Origin of the sequence: Vibrio sp. 10N.261.51.F12, assembly GCF_041471725.1 — a bacterium.
GTDB lineage: Bacteria > Pseudomonadota > Gammaproteobacteria > Enterobacterales > Vibrionaceae > Vibrio.
Window position 1 is genome coordinate 1 of the sequence record NZ_JBFROV010000008.1, and the last position, 20,702, is coordinate 20,702.

Annotated in this window: 23 protein-coding genes; 13 read left to right on the top strand and 10 right to left on the bottom strand. The window is 45.6% G+C overall.

What is annotated here, in order from left to right:
• Nucleotides 1–415: 415 nt before the first annotated feature.
• Nucleotides 416–964 carry a gamma carbonic anhydrase family protein gene (locus tag AB4405_RS04380; RefSeq protein ID WP_372059792.1) on the top strand — a complete coding sequence of 183 codons (549 nt, stop codon included), beginning with the start codon at nucleotides 416–418 and terminating at the stop codon, nucleotides 962–964.
• Here AB4405_RS04380 and AB4405_RS04385 read toward each other — a convergent pair.
• The 4 genes from AB4405_RS04385 to AB4405_RS04400 all read right to left on the bottom strand — a co-directional run bounded on the left by AB4405_RS04385 (nucleotide 961) and on the right by AB4405_RS04400 (nucleotide 3,572).
• The gene (locus AB4405_RS04385) at nucleotides 961–1,224 is read right to left on the bottom strand and encodes a DUF1488 domain-containing protein (RefSeq protein ID WP_372059793.1); all 264 of its coding nucleotides are present in this window, start codon (nucleotides 1,222–1,224) and stop codon (nucleotides 961–963) included. The genes AB4405_RS04380 and AB4405_RS04385 overlap by 4 nt on opposite strands.
• Nucleotides 1,225–2,046 carry a shikimate dehydrogenase gene (gene aroE, locus AB4405_RS04390; protein ID WP_372059795.1) on the bottom strand — a complete coding sequence of 274 codons (822 nt, stop codon included), beginning with the start codon at nucleotides 2,044–2,046 and terminating at the stop codon, nucleotides 1,225–1,227. It abuts the gene before it with no gap.
• Between the two features lie 65 nt (nucleotides 2,047–2,111).
• Nucleotides 2,112–3,017: an oxygen-dependent coproporphyrinogen oxidase gene (gene hemF, locus AB4405_RS04395; RefSeq protein WP_372059797.1), complete on the bottom strand. Its 906-nt coding sequence runs from the start codon at nucleotides 3,015–3,017 to the stop codon at nucleotides 2,112–2,114.
• Nucleotides 3,018–3,032: 15 nt separating this feature from the next.
• Nucleotides 3,033–3,572 carry an L-threonylcarbamoyladenylate synthase gene (locus AB4405_RS04400; RefSeq protein ID WP_372059841.1) on the bottom strand — a complete coding sequence of 180 codons (540 nt, stop codon included), beginning with the start codon at nucleotides 3,570–3,572 and terminating at the stop codon, nucleotides 3,033–3,035.
• A gap of 201 nt (nucleotides 3,573–3,773) precedes the next feature.
• Here AB4405_RS04400 and purE point away from each other — a divergent pair, with 201 nt between their 5' ends.
• Both purE and AB4405_RS04410 read left to right on the top strand, forming a co-directional pair.
• Nucleotides 3,774–4,259: a 5-(carboxyamino)imidazole ribonucleotide mutase gene (gene purE / locus AB4405_RS04405; RefSeq protein WP_102470055.1), complete on the top strand. Its 486-nt coding sequence runs from the start codon at nucleotides 3,774–3,776 to the stop codon at nucleotides 4,257–4,259.
• A gap of 2 nt (nucleotides 4,260–4,261) precedes the next feature.
• Nucleotides 4,262–5,392: a 5-(carboxyamino)imidazole ribonucleotide synthase gene (locus tag AB4405_RS04410; protein ID WP_372059799.1), complete on the top strand. Its 1,131-nt coding sequence runs from the start codon at nucleotides 4,262–4,264 to the stop codon at nucleotides 5,390–5,392.
• Between the two features lie 51 nt (nucleotides 5,393–5,443).
• Here AB4405_RS04410 and AB4405_RS04415 read toward each other — a convergent pair whose 3' ends face one another.
• Genes AB4405_RS04415 through AB4405_RS04430 form a run of 4 tightly spaced genes read right to left on the bottom strand, consistent with a single transcriptional unit; the run spans nucleotide 5,444 to nucleotide 8,774 of the window.
• Nucleotides 5,444–6,031, bottom strand: a complete 588-nt coding sequence (locus AB4405_RS04415; RefSeq protein WP_372059801.1) for a topoisomerase DNA-binding C4 zinc finger domain-containing protein — start codon at nucleotides 6,029–6,031, stop codon at nucleotides 5,444–5,446.
• A 34-nt stretch (nucleotides 6,032–6,065) separates the two neighbouring features.
• Complete coding sequence (locus AB4405_RS04420) at nucleotides 6,066–6,542, bottom strand: DUF494 family protein (RefSeq protein WP_102470052.1); 477 nt, start codon at nucleotides 6,540–6,542, stop codon at nucleotides 6,066–6,068.
• Nucleotides 6,539–7,645 (bottom strand): DNA-processing protein DprA, encoded by a 1,107-nt coding sequence (dprA, locus tag AB4405_RS04425; RefSeq protein WP_372059802.1) that lies wholly within the window; start codon nucleotides 7,643–7,645, stop codon nucleotides 6,539–6,541. The genes AB4405_RS04420 and dprA overlap by 4 nt, the downstream gene beginning before the upstream one ends.
• Complete coding sequence (locus tag AB4405_RS04430; RefSeq protein WP_372059804.1) at nucleotides 7,638–8,774, bottom strand: LysM peptidoglycan-binding domain-containing protein; 1,137 nt, start codon at nucleotides 8,772–8,774, stop codon at nucleotides 7,638–7,640. The genes dprA and AB4405_RS04430 overlap by 8 nt, the downstream gene beginning before the upstream one ends.
• An 88-nt stretch (nucleotides 8,775–8,862) precedes the next feature.
• Here AB4405_RS04430 and def point away from each other — a divergent pair, with 88 nt between their 5' ends.
• From def to AB4405_RS04455, 5 genes are all read left to right on the top strand, one after another.
• Nucleotides 8,863–9,372, top strand: coding sequence for a peptide deformylase (def, locus tag AB4405_RS04435; RefSeq protein WP_372059806.1), 510 nt, complete (start codon nucleotides 8,863–8,865; stop codon nucleotides 9,370–9,372).
• A gap of 19 nt (nucleotides 9,373–9,391) precedes the next feature.
• Nucleotides 9,392–10,339 carry a methionyl-tRNA formyltransferase gene (fmt, locus tag AB4405_RS04440; RefSeq protein ID WP_102470048.1) on the top strand — a complete coding sequence of 316 codons (948 nt, stop codon included), beginning with the start codon at nucleotides 9,392–9,394 and terminating at the stop codon, nucleotides 10,337–10,339.
• 116 nt (nucleotides 10,340–10,455) lie between these two features.
• Nucleotides 10,456–11,733: a 16S rRNA (cytosine(967)-C(5))-methyltransferase RsmB gene (rsmB, locus tag AB4405_RS04445; protein ID WP_372059807.1), complete on the top strand. Its 1,278-nt coding sequence runs from the start codon at nucleotides 10,456–10,458 to the stop codon at nucleotides 11,731–11,733.
• A gap of 67 nt (nucleotides 11,734–11,800) precedes the next feature.
• On the top strand, nucleotides 11,801–13,177 hold the full coding sequence (trkA, locus tag AB4405_RS04450) for a Trk system potassium transporter TrkA (protein WP_102470046.1): 1,377 nt from the start codon (nucleotides 11,801–11,803) through the stop codon (nucleotides 13,175–13,177).
• 9 nt (nucleotides 13,178–13,186) lie between these two features.
• Nucleotides 13,187–14,632 (top strand): TrkH family potassium uptake protein, encoded by a 1,446-nt coding sequence (locus AB4405_RS04455; protein WP_372059809.1) that lies wholly within the window; start codon nucleotides 13,187–13,189, stop codon nucleotides 14,630–14,632.
• Nucleotides 14,633–14,793: 161 nt separating this feature from the next.
• Here AB4405_RS04455 and AB4405_RS04460 read toward each other — a convergent pair whose 3' ends face one another.
• Nucleotides 14,794–15,441 carry a hemolysin III family protein gene (locus tag AB4405_RS04460; protein WP_372059811.1) on the bottom strand — a complete coding sequence of 216 codons (648 nt, stop codon included), beginning with the start codon at nucleotides 15,439–15,441 and terminating at the stop codon, nucleotides 14,794–14,796.
• An 84-nt stretch (nucleotides 15,442–15,525) separates the two neighbouring features.
• Complete coding sequence (locus AB4405_RS04465; RefSeq protein ID WP_372059813.1) at nucleotides 15,526–16,326, bottom strand: sporulation protein; 801 nt, start codon at nucleotides 16,324–16,326, stop codon at nucleotides 15,526–15,528.
• A gap of 296 nt (nucleotides 16,327–16,622) precedes the next feature.
• Between AB4405_RS04465 and AB4405_RS04470 the strand changes: the two genes are divergently transcribed.
• The 5 genes from AB4405_RS04470 (at nucleotide 16,623) to AB4405_RS04490 (ending at nucleotide 20,692) form a co-directional block, all read left to right on the top strand.
• The gene (locus AB4405_RS04470; RefSeq protein WP_198593085.1) at nucleotides 16,623–16,790 is read left to right on the top strand and encodes a hypothetical protein; all 168 of its coding nucleotides are present in this window, start codon (nucleotides 16,623–16,625) and stop codon (nucleotides 16,788–16,790) included.
• Nucleotides 16,791–16,906: 116 nt separating this feature from the next.
• Complete coding sequence (locus tag AB4405_RS04475) at nucleotides 16,907–17,173, top strand: YihD family protein (protein ID WP_372059814.1); 267 nt, start codon at nucleotides 16,907–16,909, stop codon at nucleotides 17,171–17,173.
• A 412-nt stretch (nucleotides 17,174–17,585) separates the two neighbouring features.
• Complete coding sequence (gene ccoG / locus AB4405_RS04480) at nucleotides 17,586–19,001, top strand: cytochrome c oxidase accessory protein CcoG (RefSeq protein ID WP_372059815.1); 1,416 nt, start codon at nucleotides 17,586–17,588, stop codon at nucleotides 18,999–19,001.
• A 60-nt stretch (nucleotides 19,002–19,061) separates the two neighbouring features.
• Nucleotides 19,062–20,045 (top strand): serine/threonine protein kinase, encoded by a 984-nt coding sequence (locus AB4405_RS04485; RefSeq protein WP_372059842.1) that lies wholly within the window; start codon nucleotides 19,062–19,064, stop codon nucleotides 20,043–20,045.
• Between the two features lie 47 nt (nucleotides 20,046–20,092).
• The gene (locus tag AB4405_RS04490; RefSeq protein ID WP_372059816.1) at nucleotides 20,093–20,692 is read left to right on the top strand and encodes a thiol:disulfide interchange protein DsbA/DsbL; all 600 of its coding nucleotides are present in this window, start codon (nucleotides 20,093–20,095) and stop codon (nucleotides 20,690–20,692) included.
• The last annotated feature ends 10 nt before the right edge of the window (nucleotides 20,693–20,702 follow it).

The window sequence follows — 20,702 nt, forward strand, 5'->3', positions numbered from 1 at the left end:
CATTTTACTTCCGAAGAAGTGTTCGTTTCTACTTTGCAGCAGAAGCAAACGTAATGATTATCATCAACAAGTGTCCACACAGATTGATATAGGTCTATATTGTTAAAGAGCTTGTTTCGAGCTTTACTCGAAACGGACGGCTATTTTAGCGAGTTAATTTTCAGTGTCAAACACTTTTTAAAACTAATTTTGCTTAGCTCATTGAGCTGAATAACCTTGCTGATTCGGTCTTGGTTTCTAACAACCTTTCCCGTCTCAGTGGGGTCGCATTATAGAGATCCGAATCACATTGGCAACCCCTAAAGACGAGTTTTTTTTGTTTTTTTGTTTGCTTGGTTGTTTTTTATTCTTAATGGCTATAAAACCGCTTAAACTCGACAAAATGATATGAATATTTATAAAGTAAGAGCTAATTATGACTTCAGTTCGCAGTTTTAAAGGCATTTGTCCTCAATTCGACTCTTCTGTCTATATAGACGCCACAAGTACCATTATTGGTAACGTACATTTAGGTAAAGACGTGAGCATTTGGCCGTTTGTTTCAGCGCGCGGTGATGTGAACAAGATCGTTATCGGTGACAGAACCAACATTCAAGACAATAGCGTTTTACACGTAACACATAAAAATACCGATAACCCTGATGGCTATCCACTGCTCATTGGTAATGATGTCACTATTGGCCATCAGGTTATGTTACATGGTTGCTCTATACACGACCGAGTATTAGTCGGCATGGGAAGCATTATCTTAGACGGCAGCATTATTGAATCGGATGTGATGATTGGGGCGGGAAGTTTAGTTCCTCCAAATAAAACACTAGAAAGTGGTTATCTCTATATGGGTAGCCCAGTTAAGAAAATCCGCTTGCTCACAGAAAAAGAACAAGCTTTCCTACAAAAGTCATCCGACAATTACGTGCAAAACAAAAATGATTACATAAATACGGTTGAGATCATTCGTTAACGTATCGTGATGCTACCCTCTAAATCAAAGTCCTCATCTTCGATGAGGGCTTCTGCTAGATCTTCTATATCGAACTGGGCAATACGGTAAGCGTTAAAGGCGTCTGTTTTATTATTGACCGCTATGGAAGAAAGTTGACTCAACCGTTCATGGCTAATAGAGCAACATATCATCATCCCTGATTGATGCGCATGAAATGTTAGCATCAACTGTTCTTGATTCCAGGTTATGTCATCTGAAAATAGGATCGACTGATTCATTTACTCTCCCTCAAGGTTTTTCCTCAATTCACGTAAGATTTGCTTCGCTCCCGGCCTCAGTCCACGCCACAGCATAAAGCTCTCAGCGGCTTGGCCAACTAGCATACCGAGTCCATCATAAGTCAGAAATGCCCCCGAATCCTTTGCCCACTGATTGAACGTAGTAAGACCTTGGCCATAAGCCATATCATAACTGATCGTTTGAGGTTTAAAGATAGCGTTGCTGATGTCTGGTCGCTGTTTATATAGGCTTGCTGATGTTGAGTTAATGACCACATCGTAGCTTGTGAGTATCTCATCGATTGGAGCAGCATTGACGCCAGTAAAAATACTCGCTAATTCTTGAGCTTTTTCAAACGTTCGGTTTGTTAAGGTAATAGAAGAAGGGTTTTGATCCAGAAGAGGCTTTAATACCCCACGAGCAGCGCCACCGGCACCAATGACAAGAATTGAGGCATCTTTTAAGATGACCTGATGTTGAAGTAAGTCCTGGACCAAACCTTCACCATCCGTGTTATCACCGATGATCTCGCCATCATCGAGTTTCTTTAGGGTATTAACAGCACCAGCTAGTTGCGCTCGTTCTGTCAGGCGGCCTGCGAACTGATATGCTTCTTCTTTAAAAGGTGCCGTGATGTTGCACCCTCGACCACCAGAATTGAAAAACACTTCGACCGCAGACAAAAACTCTCCTTTTTTAGGCTCTTGACGGCCATATTCCATACTTTGTCCAGTCTGCCTAGCAAACAATGTATGAATAAAAGGTGATTTACTTTGGGAGATTGGATTCCCGAAAACAACGTACTGATCTAGTTTGCTCATGTCCCTGCCTGTTGCATACTAAAGTGATGAGAAAGACACTATCACTTCAGCATGCATTCGCCAAGCTACCAATCACGCGGCTTTAAGTAGTCAGAATAGAGTGCCGCTTCCGGTGTATTCGCTTCCGGCTCATAAGCATATTCCCAGCGAGCGAGTGGCGGCATAGACATTAAAATAGACTCAGTACGCCCGCCGCTTTGTAGTCCAAATAGAGTGCCTCTATCGTAAACAAGATTAAACTCGACGTAACGCCCACGACGATACAGCTGAAACTCTCGCTCACGCGAACCGAACGCCACGTCTTTTCGCTTCGCGACAATAGGTAAGTATGCCTCTAAGAAGCCATTTCCAACGGCTTGCATATACTGAAAAGACCGTTCAAACCCCCATTGATTAAGGTCGTCAAAAAAGAGCCCGCCTACACCGCGAGTTTCGTTTCTATGAGGCAAGAAAAAGTATTCATCACACCATTTTTTATGTTCCGCATAGACCGCCTCACCAAAAGGGGCACACAATGTTTTCGCCACGTTGTGCCAATGCTGGCAGTCCTCTTCAACCGGGTAAAATGGCGTTAAGTCAAAACCACCGCCAAACCACCATATCGGCTCTTCACCCTCTTTTTCTGCGATGAAAAAGCGCACGTTTGCGTGCGAGGTCGGGACATGTGGATTTTTGGGGTGCAATACTAAAGAAACCCCCATAGCTTCAAACTTCCGACCGGCCAACTCTGGACGATGCGCAGTCGCAGACGCTGGCATTTTATCGCCAAACACATGTGAGAAGTTCACACCACCTTGCTCAAATACAGCGCCATCTTTCAGGACACGGCTGCGTCCACCACCACCCAACTCTCGTTGCCACTCATCTTCAATAAACTGAGCCACTCCATCTTCTGCGGCTAATCGTTCGCTGATTGTGTCTTGTAGCTGCATTAAGAAGGCTTTAACTTGATATTTATCTACTTTTGACATCAATAGTGGTCCTCTTTAACCCTGTCTAATAAGCTGTTGGGTGCGGGCATCACGAATCTCACTTGGCTTTGAGCGCCCACCAACCTCTCCATCAAGAATACCCGCAAGTCGGCCTCCAAGTTGCTCATGAACCTGCTGAACCGTCATGCAAGATGGCATACCCGACAAATTAGCACTGGTAGAAGTAATCGGTTTATCGAATGCCAAGCATAACGCTTGGACTAAAACATGGTCAGTTACCCTAACAGCAATCGTATCAAACTGACCGCTGAGCCATGGGGATACCCTTTTACTTGCCGGCATAATCCACGTATAAGGCCCAGGCCAAGTCGCCGTAACATGAGCAAGTTGAGCTTTAGTGAGTTGATTTTCATCAATATAAGGACGCAGTTGTTCATAATTACTGGCAATTAGAATCAAGCCCTTTTCTACCGGTCGCTCTTTTACTGCCAACAATTTCTCAATCGCCTGAATATTGTCAGGATCACAACCCACACCAAACACACCTTCTGTTGGGTAAGCAATAACCTCACCCGATTTCAGCATATCGACCATAGAGAGAACATTATTCACTGCGTCTTCCTTCCCTTTAAATCTATACATTTTTTTTACAATTCAACGGCACTATGCGCAAAACACTCTTTAGAATCCAGAAAAAAACCCAACTTTCACTCACGCAAACGTTTTCCTTGGAAAAAAATACTCGTATAATGCGCGCAATTTAATCCATTTGAACATGCTTTGAAGGAGCGTCGAATGAAAGTCGGTATTATCATGGGTTCAAAATCAGACTGGCCAACAATGCAACTGGCCGCTGACATGCTAGACCAATTTGGTGTTGAATATGAAACAAAAGTCGTTTCAGCTCACCGCACACCACAACTACTTGCGGACTACGCGACGTCAGCAAAAGAACGTGGTATTTCTGTGATTATCGCCGGTGCTGGCGGTGCGGCGCATCTTCCTGGTATGGCTGCGGCTTTCACTAGCGTTCCTGTGTTAGGTGTTCCCGTTCAAAGTCGTGCACTTAAAGGAATGGATTCTCTACTTTCAATCGTTCAAATGCCAAAAGGGATCGCAGTAGGCACCCTTGCGATCGGTGAAGCTGGCGCAGCAAATGCGGGGATTCTTGCCGCTCAGATTATCGGTATTCACGATAATAGCGTCATGGAAAAAGTCGAAGCATTCCGACAGACACAAACGGACACTGTGCTCGCAAACCCAGATCCATCAGAGGGTTAATAATGAAGCACGTATTGGTCTTAGGTGCTGGTCAGCTGGCGCGCATGATGTCTTTGGCTGGCGCACCGCTCAATATCAAAATATCAGCGTTTGATGTGAACAGTGAGAATATCGTTCACCCTCTCACCTTAGAGGTTCTGGGCAATGGTTTACAGCAAGCTATCGATCTTGCTGATGTCATTACCGCGGAGTTCGAACATATTCCTCTTGATGTTCTCGATGTATGCGAAAAAAGTGGCAAATTTCGTCCTTCCACACAAGCGATTAAAGCTGGCGGCGACCGACGTATTGAAAAAGTATTGCTCGATAGCGCCAAAGTAAAAAATGCCACCTACGCCGTCATTCGATCACGAGCTGATTTTGACGCTGCGATAACGACCGTCGGCCTGCCTATGGTGCTAAAAAGTGCACTTGGTGGCTACGACGGCAAAGGCCAGTGGCGTTTAAAATCACTTGAGAATGTGGATGCGATCTGGGCGGAAATGCAAGAGTGTATCGAGCAGTCCGACAACCAAGCGATTGTCGCAGAAGAATTTGTTCTCTTCCAGCGTGAGGTTTCTCTGGTAGGTGCTCGTAACAAGCAAGGCGACATTGCTATTTATCCCCTGGCCGAAAACGTACATACCGATGGTGTGTTAACACTGTCTACTGCCATTGATGAAAGAGCAGTACAACAACAAGCCGCTGAAATGTTTACTGCCGTTGCTAATTCTTTGGATTACGTTGGTGTACTAGCACTTGAGTTCTTTGATGTTGATGGTGAATTGCTGGTCAATGAGATTGCACCTCGTGTGCACAACTCAGGACACTGGACACAACAAGGTGCCGATACTTGCCAATTTGAGAACCATTTACGGGCAGTGTGTGATATGCCACTCGGATCCACTCAGCTCACCAGAGCAACATCGATGGTGAATATACTAGGCCAAGATTGCGTTCCGGAAGCGGTATATCAACTCGCTGGCTGCCATGTGCATTGGTATGGCAAAGAAAAACGTACTGGCAGAAAAATGGGCCATATCAATGTGTCCGCGTCGAACAACGCTGAACTGAAGGCTCAACTTCTTAAGCTTGCCGACATCTTAGACCACAATGCGTTTCCTGCTTTAATGCCAGCAGCACAAGCACTTTAGCCTAGAAAGTTAAGTGTTTAATAAAATGGTACAACCAAGATAAATGGCTCATTATAGGGCCGTTTTTTCGCTCTGAACCTTGTGACATGCACGTGAGGCGCACTCAAATACCGTGCCGGATGCTCGCTTCTTTTCGGTCAGCAAGGGGTAGCCACAGAATTCACAATCACCGGTGATAGGAGGGTGATTGATGGCAAACTTGCATTTAGGGTAGGCATCGCACGCATAAAAGACCTTGCCGAAGCGAGATTTTCGCTCGATCAGTTGCCCTTTAGCGCACTCGGGGCACGCCACTTCTGCATCTTTTTGCGGTTTATTCTCTTCTTGCTTGTTCGGTGATTGAATAAAGTGACACTCTGGGTAGCCACTACAGCCAATAAACATCCCGTACCGTCCTTGTCGAAGCAGCAGTTCACTCCCACAATCAGGGCACGCAACACCGAGTGTTTTAATGACATGACCGTCATTTTGATGCAAAGGCTTGATGTAATCACAACCTGGGTAATCGCTACAGCCAAAAAAAGGACCGTGCTTACCATTTTTTAGCTGCAATGTTCCTTGCTGGCATTGAGGACACGACTCGCTATTAAGCGCATGCTCATGAGCCGAAAACAACTGGTGATCAATTTTACCGCTCATACACTCTCTTTTATTGACGATATCAACGTGTTCTTTAGTGAACAACGCCCTGTTCAGTGGTATAGATCAGCTCTTCCATAAGCGTGTACTCATTTTCATTACCCGGTACATTAAATAGTACCATCAAAATAATCCATTTTAGGTCGTCCAACTCGAACTCGTTCGTTTCTAAGCCCATGACGCGATCAATCACCATCTCACGAGTCTCAGTTGTCAGAACACCAACTTGCTCTAAGAACATGAGAAATCCGCGACTTTTGACATCGATACGAGACATTTCTTTGGCGGTATAAACCCGCGTCGATGTTGCTGCACTCATAGCAATAGCAGAGTGCTTATCTGTGTCTTGAAGCTCCGCTAGATCTTCTAACCATTGCAGCGCCTTGTAGATATCTTTTTGCTGGAAGCCTGCCCGAAGCAATTCATCTTCTAGCTCGTCTTGGTCTACCTGCAGTTCCGCATCGCTATGGATATAGGTTTCAAACAGGTACATCAGTATGTCCATCATCATAGCTTGCCTCTCCCTTTGAGAATATAACCACCGGTAACGGCAACAATATGGCCAAGCAGTTCAAGCTCAAGGAGCTGTTGCATGACCTCATGCACAGGAATATGGGTCTTTTGAGCCAAAATATCAACAGGTGTTGCGTCTATTCCTACGTTAGCCAACAGATTAGGATATGGCAATTCTTCTTTATCAATAACTTGGTCAAAAAGTGTCGGTTGATGATCTTTAGACCAGTTCACTAAAGATTCTATTTCATCCACCACGTCTTTAGGTGTTTGTACGAGAAATGCACCACTTCTTATCAAAGAGTGACAACCACTGTGAAAGGGATGACGAATCGAACCTGGAATAGCAAAAACATCACGACCTTGCTCAGCAGCGTATCGGGCCGTAATCAAGGACCCACTTTTTTCCGTTGCCTCAACCACTAACACCCCAGCAGAAAGACCGCTGATAATCCGGTTTCGTCGTGGGAAGAACTCTGGCCTAGGCTTAATGAACGGAGGGTGCTCACTAACGAGAGCACCTTTCTCTCGAATACGACTGGCGAGTCCTTTATGGCGATGAGGGTAGATATTACCTAAACCCGAACCCAATACGGCAATGGTACTACCACCAACACTCAACGCGCCTTGATGAGCATGACCATCAATACCCAGCGCTAAGCCACTCGTTACGACAAAACCTTGTTCAGAGAATGCTTGCCCGTATTGTGCGGCGGTTTCCTGTCCTTCTCGCGTTGCATTGCGGCTACCTACCATCGCTATCTGTGGGTGACTTAATGCAGGTAAGTGCCCACTAACAAATAACATCGGAGGGTATCCTTTCGTTTCGCGAAGCAGCGCAGGATAATGAGCGTCTGTGGATAGAATAATATGATGACTCGATTCGCAACGCCACTCAAGACATGCCTCCACACTCTTGCAGGCATCATAGTGAATGAACCGAATCTGGTTTTCTTTTAAACCAATAGATCGGAGTCGCTGCGCATCGAATTGAACCAATGCGCTAGGGGAAGCAATTGCACACAATTTATGAAAGGTAATCGACCCAACACCCGGACATAAAGCCAACGTTAGCCATGCTCTTAATTCGCTATCACCCATCAATGGCATCGTCAGTGTTGGGGAACCAGTCTACCGAATGTGACATATTGGGTGCTTCGATAATCGCCTGCATTGAAACGGGTTCAGTTGATGTCGTGATGACAGCAATACTAAAATGCTCATAGGGGCGAATCACCATCAGTTGACCAATCTCAACCTTGGGAAATGACAGAGACGCTCTATTGTCTTTTTTTTCGATACTTTTCTCTCCAGCCGAGAAACGAAAGTCCTCACTGTTGCGCTTAATAAGAAAAATACTGCCTTGTTCAACCCCTGCCATTGTACCGATATTTAAAACAACAGTCTGACCTTGGACCGCATAGTTAAGTGAGTTCATGGCCCCCAATAGCTTAACAGTGTCGATAGAGGGGCCTGGTCGTGGTGAAAAATTGGATGCCAGCGATAGGTCTTGGTGCGCGCTAAGTGGGATGACAACATCCCCCTTTTTCAATTCTCGTTTTAAGCTCGATATTTGAAGCGTCGTCACCCCATTGTTGTGTCCGATTGTGTGTGCCTCCGCAAGTAAGCGCACCTCCTTCATATCAGCACCTAGATGATTGGAATACGCTTTACCTACTCGGTAAATACCCCATGTTCGCTCACGGCCTTGGTATTGGATGTACAACTCATCACGATCCGTCACGTAATCTAGCCCTCGATTAGAGCCAACGACCACAGGAAATGACTCAAGGACCTTACTGTTTACCAAGCCTTCTTTTTCTAAATAACGCATCACCGTTAAGCGGTCTGCACCAGCAATCGGACGCTTGTTATCAATACGAACAACCGGCGACAACGTTTTAACACTTTTTATACTGAGTCTTGGCCGACCATCAACCCAAGTAAGATTAAGTTTGTCGCCAGGATAGATTAAATGCGGATTAGTCACATGCTGGTTGTAGCCCCATAACTCTGGCCATCGCCACGGCGAACGAAGGTACAGCGTCGAAATACCCCAAAGGGTGTCTCCTTTTACCACGACATACGTTGATGGCACATTTGATTTAAGCCTCAACTCATTAGACTGACCTGGGAAAGCAAAAAACAAAGTCAAACTGAATAGAGCCAGACCCCGCACCAACCTAAATATTCGTTGCCTCATCTCCAGCATTCCCTTGCTTTGTTTCATGGGATGCTGTCATTTAGGTCCGAAAATGTCTAGAATTGAACCAACGAAGTCCGTGCCTATTCGGCACAGTTCAATATTTTGAGTGTATATGTCTGTATTACAAGTATTAACTTTCCCGGATGAGCGCCTAAGAACGGTAGCAAAGCCAGTATCTGAGGTTACTCCGGCGATTCAAAAGTTTGTCGATGACATGATTGAAACCATGTACGACGAAGAAGGGATTGGCCTAGCCGCGACACAAGTTGATTTTCATCAACGTATCGTCGTCATCGATATTTCCGATAGCCGCGACCAACCTATGGTGCTCATCAATCCAGAGATCACGGAAAAACGTGGTGAAGATGGTATTGAAGAAGGCTGTTTGTCTGTACCTGGTGCACGCGCGCTCGTCGCTCGCGCAGCAGAAGTCAGTGTCACTGCGCTAAATCGCGAAGGCGAGACGTTCTCTTTTGAGGCTGATGACCTACTGGCGATTTGTGTTCAACATGAGCTTGACCACCTAGAGGGAAAACTTTTTGTTGATTATCTTTCCCCTCTCAAGCGTAAGCGCATCAAAGATAAGCTAGAAAAAATTCAGCGCTTCAACGCGAAACAATAACCACTAAAGTGAGGTTTCTGTGAGCCAATCATTACGTATTGTGTTTGCCGGTACTCCAGACTTCGCCGCCCGTCACTTGGCGGCGTTATTGTCTTCGGAGCACGAGGTAATTGCTGTCTATACCCAACCAGACCGACCTGCTGGTCGTGGTAAAAAACTGACCGCTAGCCCAGTAAAAAATATCGCAAGCGAGCATAACATTCCGGTTTATCAGCCTGAAAATTTTAAATCTGAAGAGGCAAAACAAGCACTCGCCGATTTAAATGCTGACATCATGGTTGTGGTCGCTTACGGTTTGCTGCTACCGCAGGTGGTTCTTGATACTCCAAAGCTAGGTTGCATTAATGTGCATGGCTCCATCCTGCCTCGCTGGCGTGGTGCAGCGCCCATCCAGCGCTCGATTTGGGCTGGCGACAAAGAAACAGGCGTGACCATTATGCAAATGGATATCGGACTCGATACTGGCGATATGCTCTCCATTGCAACGACGCCAATTGAGCCCGATGATACCAGCGCCTCTATGTACGAAAAGCTTGCGGACTTAGGTCCGGGCGCCTTGTTAGAGTGCTTGAACACCATCGCAGATGGATCGGCCACGCCTGTCAAACAAAATGATGACGAAGCCAATTACGCGAGTAAGCTGAGCAAAGAAGAAGCAAAAATCGATTGGACTCAAGACGCCATCTTTATTGAGCGCTGCATTCGTGCTTTTAACCCTTGGCCAATGAGTTACTTCTCAGTACAAGAAAATAACGTCAAGGTTTGGCGTGCTATTGCTGAAAGCGGCGAGACAGATAAAGCACCGGGTACTATTCTTAAATCCGATAAAACAGGAATTTACATCGCAACCGGACAAGGCATTGTCGTACTTGATCAGATTCAGGTGCCGGGAAAAAAAGCCATGCCTGTCAGTGATGTTCTGAACTCAAAAGCGAACTGGTTCGAAGTGGGCACCATCCTTAGCTAACACTTCCCCTCGATCAATAGGGCCAGTACTTTCATAAGTGCGGGCCCTACTTTATTTAAGACACTATTAACCTACGTAGCCATACCATTACGTAGCAATCAATTTTGGGAACTATCATGAACGTTCGTGCTGTTGCGGCCAATATCCTGTTTCAAGTGGTTGATAAAGGTCAATCCCTCTCTAATGCACTTCCTGCTGGTCAGCAGCAAGTTAAACCTCGTGATCAGGCCTTACTGCAAGAAATTTGTTTTGGTGCCCTGCGAATCCTACCTCGTTTAGAGTCTATTGCCTCAGAGTTGATGGACAAGCCGCTGAAAGGTAAACAGCGAGTTTTCCACCACCTGATCTTGGTTGGTATTTATCAAATTGGCAATATGCGCATTCCCGCTCACGCGGCGGTTGGCGAAACGGTAGAGGCGACAAAAACGCTGAAAGGTCCTAAACTGCGCGGCCTCATTAATGCTGTACTGCGTAATTACCAACGCAATCAAGAGAAACTGGATGAGATATCCATGAGCCATAATGCTGGTAAATATGGGCATCCAAGTTGGTTATTAAAGCTACTGCAAGCAAGCTACCCAGATCAATGGGCTGACATTTTAGAAGCCAACAATACCAAGGCACCAATGTGGTTACGCGTAAATCATCAACACCATTCAAGAGATGAGTATCTTGAGCTGCTCAAAAATGAAGGCATTGATTGCACCCCTCACTCCGAAGCGCAAGATGCATTAAGATTGGCCGCGCCTTGTGACGTCACCAGTTTACCTGGCTTTGATAAAGGCTGGGTATCGGTACAAGATGCCGCGGCTCAGCTGTCATTGAATTACCTAAAGCCTCAAGATGGCGAACTAATTTTGGATTGCTGCGCAGCGCCTGGCGGCAAAACGGCTCATATCCTTGAGCGCACTACGGGTAGTAATGTGGTGGCGATTGATTGTGATGAAAATCGCCTCAAACGTGTCCACGACAACCTAGAACGCTTACAGCTACAAGCGACGGTGGTGTGTGGCGATGCAAGAACACCGCAAGAGTGGTGGCAGGGTGAACAGTTTGACCGTATTTTGCTTGATGCTCCTTGCTCGGCAACGGGTGTCATCCGTCGTCACCCAGATATTAAATGGCTGCGTCGTGCTGATGATATTGCGGCACTGGCTGAATTACAGCGTGAGATATTTGATGCAATGTGGCAACAATTAAAGACAGGTGGCACCATGGTCTACGCCACCTGCTCGATCACACCACAAGAAAACGTCGAGCAAGTAAAAGCCTTCTTGGCTCGCACGACCAACGCCGAATTAATTGGCTCAGATATCAGTAATCCTGGTCGTCAAATTTTACCTGGTGAAGAAGATATGGACGGCTTCTATTACGCGGTATTAAAAAAATCGTAGAATGCTAACGTATTGATAGTTATTCTACCAAGTCGTTGAGTCGACATAATAAGAAGAGCGAAACGTTATGAAAATCATCATTCTTGGTGCAGGGCAGGTCGGTGGCACACTCGCAGAAAATCTGGTGGGTGAAAACAATGATATTACCATTGTTGATAAAAACAGTGACCGTCTGCGTGAACTACAAGATAAGTATGATTTACGTGTCATAAATGGCTATGCGAGCCACCCTGACGTATTGCGAGAAGCAGGCGCTCAGGATGCCGATATGCTGGTTGCGGTCACCAACATGGACGAAACCAACATGGCCGCCTGTCAGGTGGCGTTCTCGCTCTTTAACACCCCAAACCGTGTCGCTCGAATTCGTTCGCGTGAATACCTAATGGAAAAAGAAACCTTGTTTAATTCTGGAGCAGTACCGGTTGATCACCTTATTGCACCAGAAGAACTGGTTACCAGCTACATTGAGCGTTTGATTCAATATCCTGGCGCGCTTCAAGTTGTCAGCTTCGCCGATGAAAAAGTCAGCCTCGTCGCCGTCAAAGCATATTACGGTGGGCCACTTGTAGGAAACGCCCTGTCGACCTTACGAGAACACATGCCACATATCGATACGCGCGTAGCGGCGATATTTAGGCAAGGTCGCCCAATCCGCCCGCAAGGTACCACCATTATCGAAGCGGATGATGAGGTGTTTTTTGTCGCGGCGAGTAACCATATTCGTTCCGTAATGAGTGAACTGCAGCGCCTCGAAAAACCGTATCGACGTATTATGATTGTGGGGGGCGGTAATATTGGTTCAAGCCTATCAAAGCGCTTAGAACAGAATTACAGCGTCAAACTCATCGAACGCAGCTACCAAAGAGCCGAAAAACTCTCAGAGCAACTTGAAAACACAATTGTGTTTTGTGGCGATGCGGCTGATCAAGAGTTATTAGCAGAGGAAAACATCGACCAGGTTGATGTCTTTATCGCACTGACTAATGAAGATGAAACCAACATCATGTCCGCCATGCTGGCGAAAAAAATGGGCGCAAAAAAAGTCATGGTACTCATCCAGCGTGGTGCTTATGTCGACTTAGTACAGGGCGGCACCATTGACGTCGCGATTTCGCCACAACAAGCCACCATCTCAGCACTACTCACTCACGTAAGACGTGCCGATATTGTTAACGTATCCTCGCTCAGACGTGGGGCCGCGGAAGCGATCGAAGCGGTCGCTCGTGGTGATGAGACAACCTCGAAAGTCGTCGGCAAAGCGGTCGGTGAAATCAAGTTACCCCCAGGTACAACGATAGGTGCGATTGTTCGTGGTGAAGAGGTCTTAATTGCTCATGACCGCACCGTCATTGAACAAGATGACCATGTGGTGATGTTCTTGGTCGATAAGAAATACGTCCCTGACGTAGAAGCGCTATTCCAACCTAGTGCATTCTTCTTATAAGGCACTCTTATGGTTAATGCTCGTCCGGTCTTGTTTGTTATTGGGTTAGTACTTTCAAAGCTAGCCCTGTTTATGTACGTGCCTACCTTAGTTGCCTTCTTCACTGGTACCGCAGGGTTCTTAGATTTTGGTTTAGCGGTCATCATCACGCACTTAGCAGCCTTTATCTGTTTATCGATTGGCCGAACTAAAACCTTCCACCTCAGCGTGCGTGATATGTTCCTCATCACCAGCTTAGTGTGGATCATCGCCAGTGCATTTGCGGCGCTGCCCTTTGTGTTCATCAATCACATCAGCTTTACCGACGCCTATTTTGAAACCATGTCAGGAATAACCACAACCGGGTCAACCGTGTTAAGTGGGTTAGATAATATGGCGCCGAGCATCCTACTTTGGCGCTCGATTTTACAATGGCTCGGCGGCATTGGTTTCATCGTCATGGCCGTGGCCATATTACCAGTGCTCAATGTCGGGGGAATGCGCCTCTTCCAAACTGAATCATCAGATTGGTCGGATAAAAGTAGCCCTAGAGCCAAGACCGTCGCAAAGAACATTGTCTTAGTGTACTTGGTGCTGACAATACTGTGCCTTATTGGCTATTTAGCCACAGGCATGTCATTTTTTGATGCCATCAATCATGCCTTCACGACCTTATCAACGGGTGGCTATTCAACCTCTGATGGCTCCATGAACCACTTTACCAACGGCGCACATTGGGTAGGCACCGTATTTATGTTCCTTGGCGGGTTACCTTTCTTGCTGTTTGTTGCTGCCCTATCTAAGCGCAGCGTGCGCGTCCTCATTAATGACGCCCAGGTTCGCGGCTTTACGTATTTATTCCTAACATCAAGTACCTTGGTTGCCTTATGGCTAACCCTAAAAGATGGTTACGCCATCAGTGACGCATTCCGTGTCGCCATGTTTAACATCGTCTCTGTCGTAACAACAACCGGGTTTGGATTAGAAGACTTTACCGCATGGGGAGCGTTACCAAGCGTGGTGTTTGCTTTCATGATGATGGCCGGTGCATGTTCTGGTTCTACGTCAGGTGGCATCAAAATCTTTCGCTTCCAAATTGCCATTACCTTACTCAACAAGCAGATGATGAAGCTGATCCACCCTTCTGGTGTGTTTGTACAGCGCTATAACCATAGACAGGTCAATGACGATATTGTCCGTTCTGTAGTGGCTTTTGTGTTGATGTTTTTTGCAACCATTATGGTTCTTGCTGCAGGACTGAGTGCGATGGGGCTCGACCCGGTGACAAGCATCTCTGGCGCCATTACTGCGGTTGCAAATGTGGGCCCGGGTATGGGCGATATCATTGGTCCGACGGGTAACTTTGCGCCACTTCCAGATGCCGCGAAATGGCTACTAAGCTTGGGTATGTTAATGGGACGCTTAGAGATATTGACGTTATTGGTGCTCTTTTTCCCTGCCTTTTGGCGTCGTTAGCACTCAATACTCAATACCTTATATGTCGCTATTTAACTGCACGTGTCTAAACATTGACTGTGCACTTCTAAAGGCCAGCTCAGTAGTACTCTAGCTTGAGGCTTCGCCATTAAATTTGACCGCTCTAGCTCAGCGGTAGTCTCAGCATCGGATGGTGAGTATTAAATAGGTTCGACGTACAGATAAATAGCAAAGAAGTGACAGGCAGCGCCAGCAAGCACAAAAACGTGCCAAATCGCGTGGTTGAATGGAATTCGATCGCAAGCATAAAATACGGCACCTAAGGTATACACGACACCACCCAAAGCTAACAACATCAGTCCCGAAAAATCGAGGCTTTGGGAGAGTTGATACAGCGGAATAACCGACAACCACCCCATTCCTAAATAGATAAACAAAGACAGCCGTTCAATCTTATGAGCAAAAAAGAGCTTCATGACAATCCCGACCACGGCAATCATCCAGATAACCACCATAAGAGATACCGCAAGCGGGGTTCGCAGACATACCAACATAAAAGGCGTGTAACTGCCGGCAATCAATAAGTAAATAGCGCAATGATCAAACGTCTTTAAGCGATGTTTTTGGTTAGGACTATCAATCGAATGATACAGCGTAGAGGCCAAGAACAAGGTGACCATACTGCCACCATAAACACTCATACTGATTAATGTGAGCACATCGGAGTTTGCTTGATTCGCTTTCAATATCAATAAGACCAAGCCAATCACTGATAATATCACACCCAGTGCATGGGTCAGGCTGTTGGCACGCTCTTCTTGCAAACTATACAGTGACACTGAAGACATAATTTGTACTCACAATATGGCAATGGCAGCAGCATGCCACATTCAGCTTACAAATGTAAGCTGAAAAAGCAATCGTGATTGTAACTAGGAAGTTTGGTCCAAGTAATCGAGAACCTTCTTACCGGCCTCTTCTGCACTCATCGAGCTTGGCAGTGAGAGCTCTCGCTTTAGTTGCCCCACCCCTATTAAGCTGGACAGCATGCCGCCAATACCGTCTCTATTTCTGTCAATTTCAAACCATAGCTTAAGCACGTCTTCATCTCGGTATGCCACAATCTCAAGCTCACGCCAACGCCCATGATAAGGACCAGTGGTTGGGACAAACTCAAACTCTTGAACAAATGGCATAGCAAAGCCTTTGGCTGCCTCACATTCAACCTGTCTAATGCGTAAGCCTTCATGTTCTAAAGCCGAAAAAATGCCATCAAGCAGCGGATCAGGCCTCACCGTCAGTAAATCTTTGTCTGTTGGGTCTGCCGCTAAAGCAATATCAAGCCCAGTTTCTAGCCAGACTTTGGAGTCACCAAGCGTGACCGGCGTATTCCAAGGCACCATGAGCTCAACCTCAAAGTCACGTGTCTCACCGGGCTCAATGGTAAAAGCATAAGGCAATTTCCATGTTTCCAAGGCATAGGTTTTTGCTACGCGCTTTTTCGGGCTACCTGGCTGATTTTGATTGTCGTGGTTGCCACGAGCAACCTCATCAATATAACGGCAACACAGTCGCATATTAATGTTATCAACCGTTTGAGCTGTTTTTCCGCCGTAAACATGCACAGTAACTTTTGCAGTCTGACCTGGGTATAAAAATTCTTGATGCAGTACCGAGTCCACTCGCGCAGCACCAATACCAAAACTTGCTAAGGTTTTCTTAAAAAAAGACATACGCACCTCCATTCACTGGTTACCAGTTTTATCCCATATAGCCCGATAAAACAAATACTCCTGACAAAATAACCCCCATCACTTCACGTGTTCAAAAAAGCAACAATTATTTAGATAAGATTGTCGAACCTATCCGTAGTTGGTGATATTCTATACGTGATATGCATGCATATCGTTATTCCTGATTATTTATTTGGACTGGCAAATGCCAAAAAAGAGCACATTGTGATGCAATGTCTCATAGATAATCAGGCCATTAGATTGGCAATGGAATTGTCTGACTGTTAGGTATAGCAATGCGCCCTACTCCTGTCAGGTTTTCGCACTCAAATCGTGGTGCGTCGCGTCGTCGTAGTGGCTTTGCCTCTGCGCCTGTCGCAAAACAAGCCGCTCCTTCAATGACGCTTGTTGAAAAAAGTGCTTTTATGGCACCGACACCAGCAAAAGTAATTAAAGCAGCATAATAAAAAAGCGCAGACACCCTGCGCTTTTTTTATGTCTATTGCTTTCCCATATTGGTTATCAACGTAAACTTTGATATTTTGATGCAAAAATCACTATAAAAATTGTGGAGAAAGCTATGAAGTGTCATCGCGTTAACGAACTGATCGAACTTATTCACCCAGAATGGCAGAAAGAACCAGACCTAAACCTGCTAGAGTTTATCGTTAAGCTTGCTGCAGAAGCTGGCTACAACGGTAATCTTAATGATCTCACTGATGATGTGTTGATCTACCATCTGAAGATGCGTAACAGCCAAAAAGAGGACATGATCCCAGGCCTTGCGAAAGACCAAGAAGATGACTTCAAGACTGCGTTATTGAAAGCGCGCGGTATCATCAAGTAGCGGCAAATACGCTGACTAAAAAGCCAGAGATAGCACGCCTCAACCGTGCTATCTTCATTTACATCACGTCAATATCATCGAAGCAATTTCTTTGCTTTGTGCTTCACGCCTTAAAATAACGCTTCCTCATTTGAGAAACACAACGCTGCGTTATCCTATTACGTACGGTGCCATAACACGTGAAATATCATTTTTCTTGTTAAAGGTTGATAGCCTTAAAGAAAAGAGTTTGTTATCGAGGTTATAATCGGCGCGTTTTCTATTTACATAGGTTTTCTATTTACATAGATAGTTATGCCCGATCAGCCATGAATGACAATACACGCGTCGACGATTGATTAGGAATACCTCGCAGTGTCGGAAAAGTAGAGCATGTATAAACATGCCGTCAGCCCAAAAAGGACCGCTTCACATGAGTCAGGATAAGATTGATATTAAGGACGTCACACCAAAAACGTTCAATCCTAAAACACACAAAGGGACCGGAGACCGGTTTAATCCCAGCAATAGTATTTATGTACGTGAAAGCAAAGGAACATTCCAAAAGCTTAGGCGCTATGGCGGTTGGTTTTTATTGCTACTTTTTGCGGTTATTCCTTGGATACCATACGGTGAAAGGCAGGCAATCTTACTTGATATTGGCAATCAGCAATTCAACTTTTTTGGCACAACCCTTTATCCACAAGACCTGACCTTACTTGCCTTGTTATTTATGGTCGCCGCCTTCGGATTGTTTTTTATTACCACCTTTTTAGGTCGAGTTTGGTGTGGCTATCTATGCCCACAGACCGTCTGGACCTTTATGTATATCTGGTTTGAAGAAAAGCTAGAAGGCAGCGCAAATAAAAGGCGAAAACAAGACTCCAACAAGCTCACGGCGAATTTATTCGCAAGGAAAACGCTTAAGCACATTGCATGGCTCGCGATTGCGCTCGCCACCGGCCTCACGTTTACGGGTTATTTTGTCCCGATTGGTGACTTAGTGATCGGTTTCTTTAGCTTCGATGCGAGTTTCTGGCCGGTTTTTTGGGTTCTATTTTTTGCAGGGTGCACCTACGCTAATGCTGGATGGATGCGCTCCATCGTATGTATTCACATGTGCCCTTATGCTCGCTTTCAATCCGCCATGTTTGATAAAGACACCTTTATTGTCGGCTATGACTCGAAGCGTGGTGAACAACGCGGGCCTCGTTCTCGCAAAGCCGACCCTAAAGCGCTCGGACTTGGAGACTGTATTGATTGTGACTTATGTGTTCAGGTCTGCCCAACCGGTATCGATATCCGTGATGGCCTGCAATACGAATGTATTAACTGTGGCGCTTGTATCGATGCCTGTGATAAAACCATGGACCGAATGGGCTATGAGAAAGGCTTGATCAACTACACCACAGAGCACCGATTATCAGGTCAACACACAAAAGTAATGCGACCAAAACTACTCGGCTATGGGGCTATTTTACTCGTGATGATTGGGCTGTTCTTCGCACAAATTTCTGCGGTTGAGCCTGTAGGACTGAGTGTTATAAAAGACCGAAGTGCGCTGTCACGCATCAACAGCGACGGGTTAGTAGAAAACACTTATACCCTTAAGGTCATCAACAAGACGCAGCAAGAGCAAAAATACACGCTAACGGTAGCTGGTTTAGATTCCGCAACGTGGTACGGAAAACAAACTGTCATCGTTGATCCTGGAGAAGTGTTAAGCCTACCAATGAGTTTAGGTGTCGATCCTGACCAACTCGACTCACCCGTCGTCACGATTCAGTTTATACTAAGTGACAGCAATGACTTTTCCGTTGAAGTAGAGAGCCGATTTGTGAAGCTTTAACCTCTCCCTTCGCGATTTATAATAGGAAAAGGCTCAGTAATGAGCCTTTTTAGTTTCAGCATGACAGAGCAAATGTTTAACTTCGATGCGTTAACACCAGACTTTATGTGGTATGCACTAGAAAGTATCGGCGTTCGCGCAGAATCCGGGCTCCTTCCCCTTAACAGTTATGAAAACCGGGTCTACCAATTTACCGACGAAGATAAAAAACGATTCGTCGTAAAATTCTATCGCCCACAACGTTGGACATTGGCACAAATCCAAGAAGAACATGAGTTTGCACATGAACTTGTGGAACATGATGTACCCATTTCTGCGCCACTGGTCATCAATAATCAATCCATTCATGAGTATAACGGCTATTGGTTCACGCTATTTGCCAGTGAAGGTGGTCGACAGTTCGAGGTGGATAACCTCGAACAATTAGAATGGGTCGGACGCTTTCTGGGTCGCATACATAATGTTGGCGCAGCAAAACCGTTTGAGCATCGACCGACCATTGGGCTAGAAGAGTATTTATATCAACCCAGAAAGCTGCTGCAATCTTCAACGTTCATCCCATCACATCTTGAGAACGCCTTCTTTAGTGACCTCGACATGCTGATCGCTCAAATAGAAACACACTGGGAACCCAGTCAGATGATTCGCTTACATGGTGATTGTCACCCCGGTAATATTCTTTGGCGTGACGGCCCCATGTTTGTCGATTTAGATGACGCTCGAAATGGACCTGCAGTTCAAGACTTATGGATGCTGCTAAGCGGTGATAGACAAGAAAAAATGATGCAACTAGATGTGATTTTAGAAGGCTATCAAGAGTTTAATGATTTCCCTTCGAGTCAATTGAAACTAATTGAGCCTTTACGCGGTCTACGTATGGTGTATTACATGGCTTGGTTGGCTAAACGCTGGCATGATCCTGCTTTCCCTCTGGCTTTCCCATGGTTTAACGACCCTAAATACTGGGAAGGACAAGTACTGGGCTTTAAAGAGCAAATGGCAGCATTAAATGAAACGCCGCTTTCATTACAGCCACAGTGGTGACACACTAATGAATATCGTTACGGAATGAATTCTACATGGAGACAACAATGAAAAGATTTATCGCACTATTCGCCACGCTGCTCGTCACTCTTGGCGTTAGTGCCGCTCAGTTTGAAGAAGGCACTCACTATAAAGTGCTAGAAACAAAGCAATCAATCAAACCAACCGTTACTGAATTTTTCTCTTTTTATTGCCCTCACTGTAATAGTTTTGAGCCAATCATTGAGCAATTAAAAACTAAAATCCCAGCCGATGCTAAATTCCAAAAGAACCACGTGTCATTTATGGGTGGTAACATGGGCATGTCGATGAGCAAGGCTTATGCGACGATGATTGCCTTGAAAGTTGAGGATAAGATGGTTCCTGTCATGTTTAACCGCATCCACAACATGAACAAGCCTCCTCGTAACGACGAAGAGTTACGTCAAATCTTTATTGATGAAGGCATAGACGCGAAGAAGTTTGATTCGGCATTCAAGGGCTTTGCTGTCGATTCAATGGTGCGCCGCTTTGATAAGCAATTCAAAGACAGTGGACTTTCTGGCGTTCCTGCCGTTATCGTCAATAACAAATACCTGGTTGAAGCAGGTGGTATACAATCACTAGACGAATATTTTGAGCTGGTAAATTTCTTATTGAAGAAGTAACCACGATCTC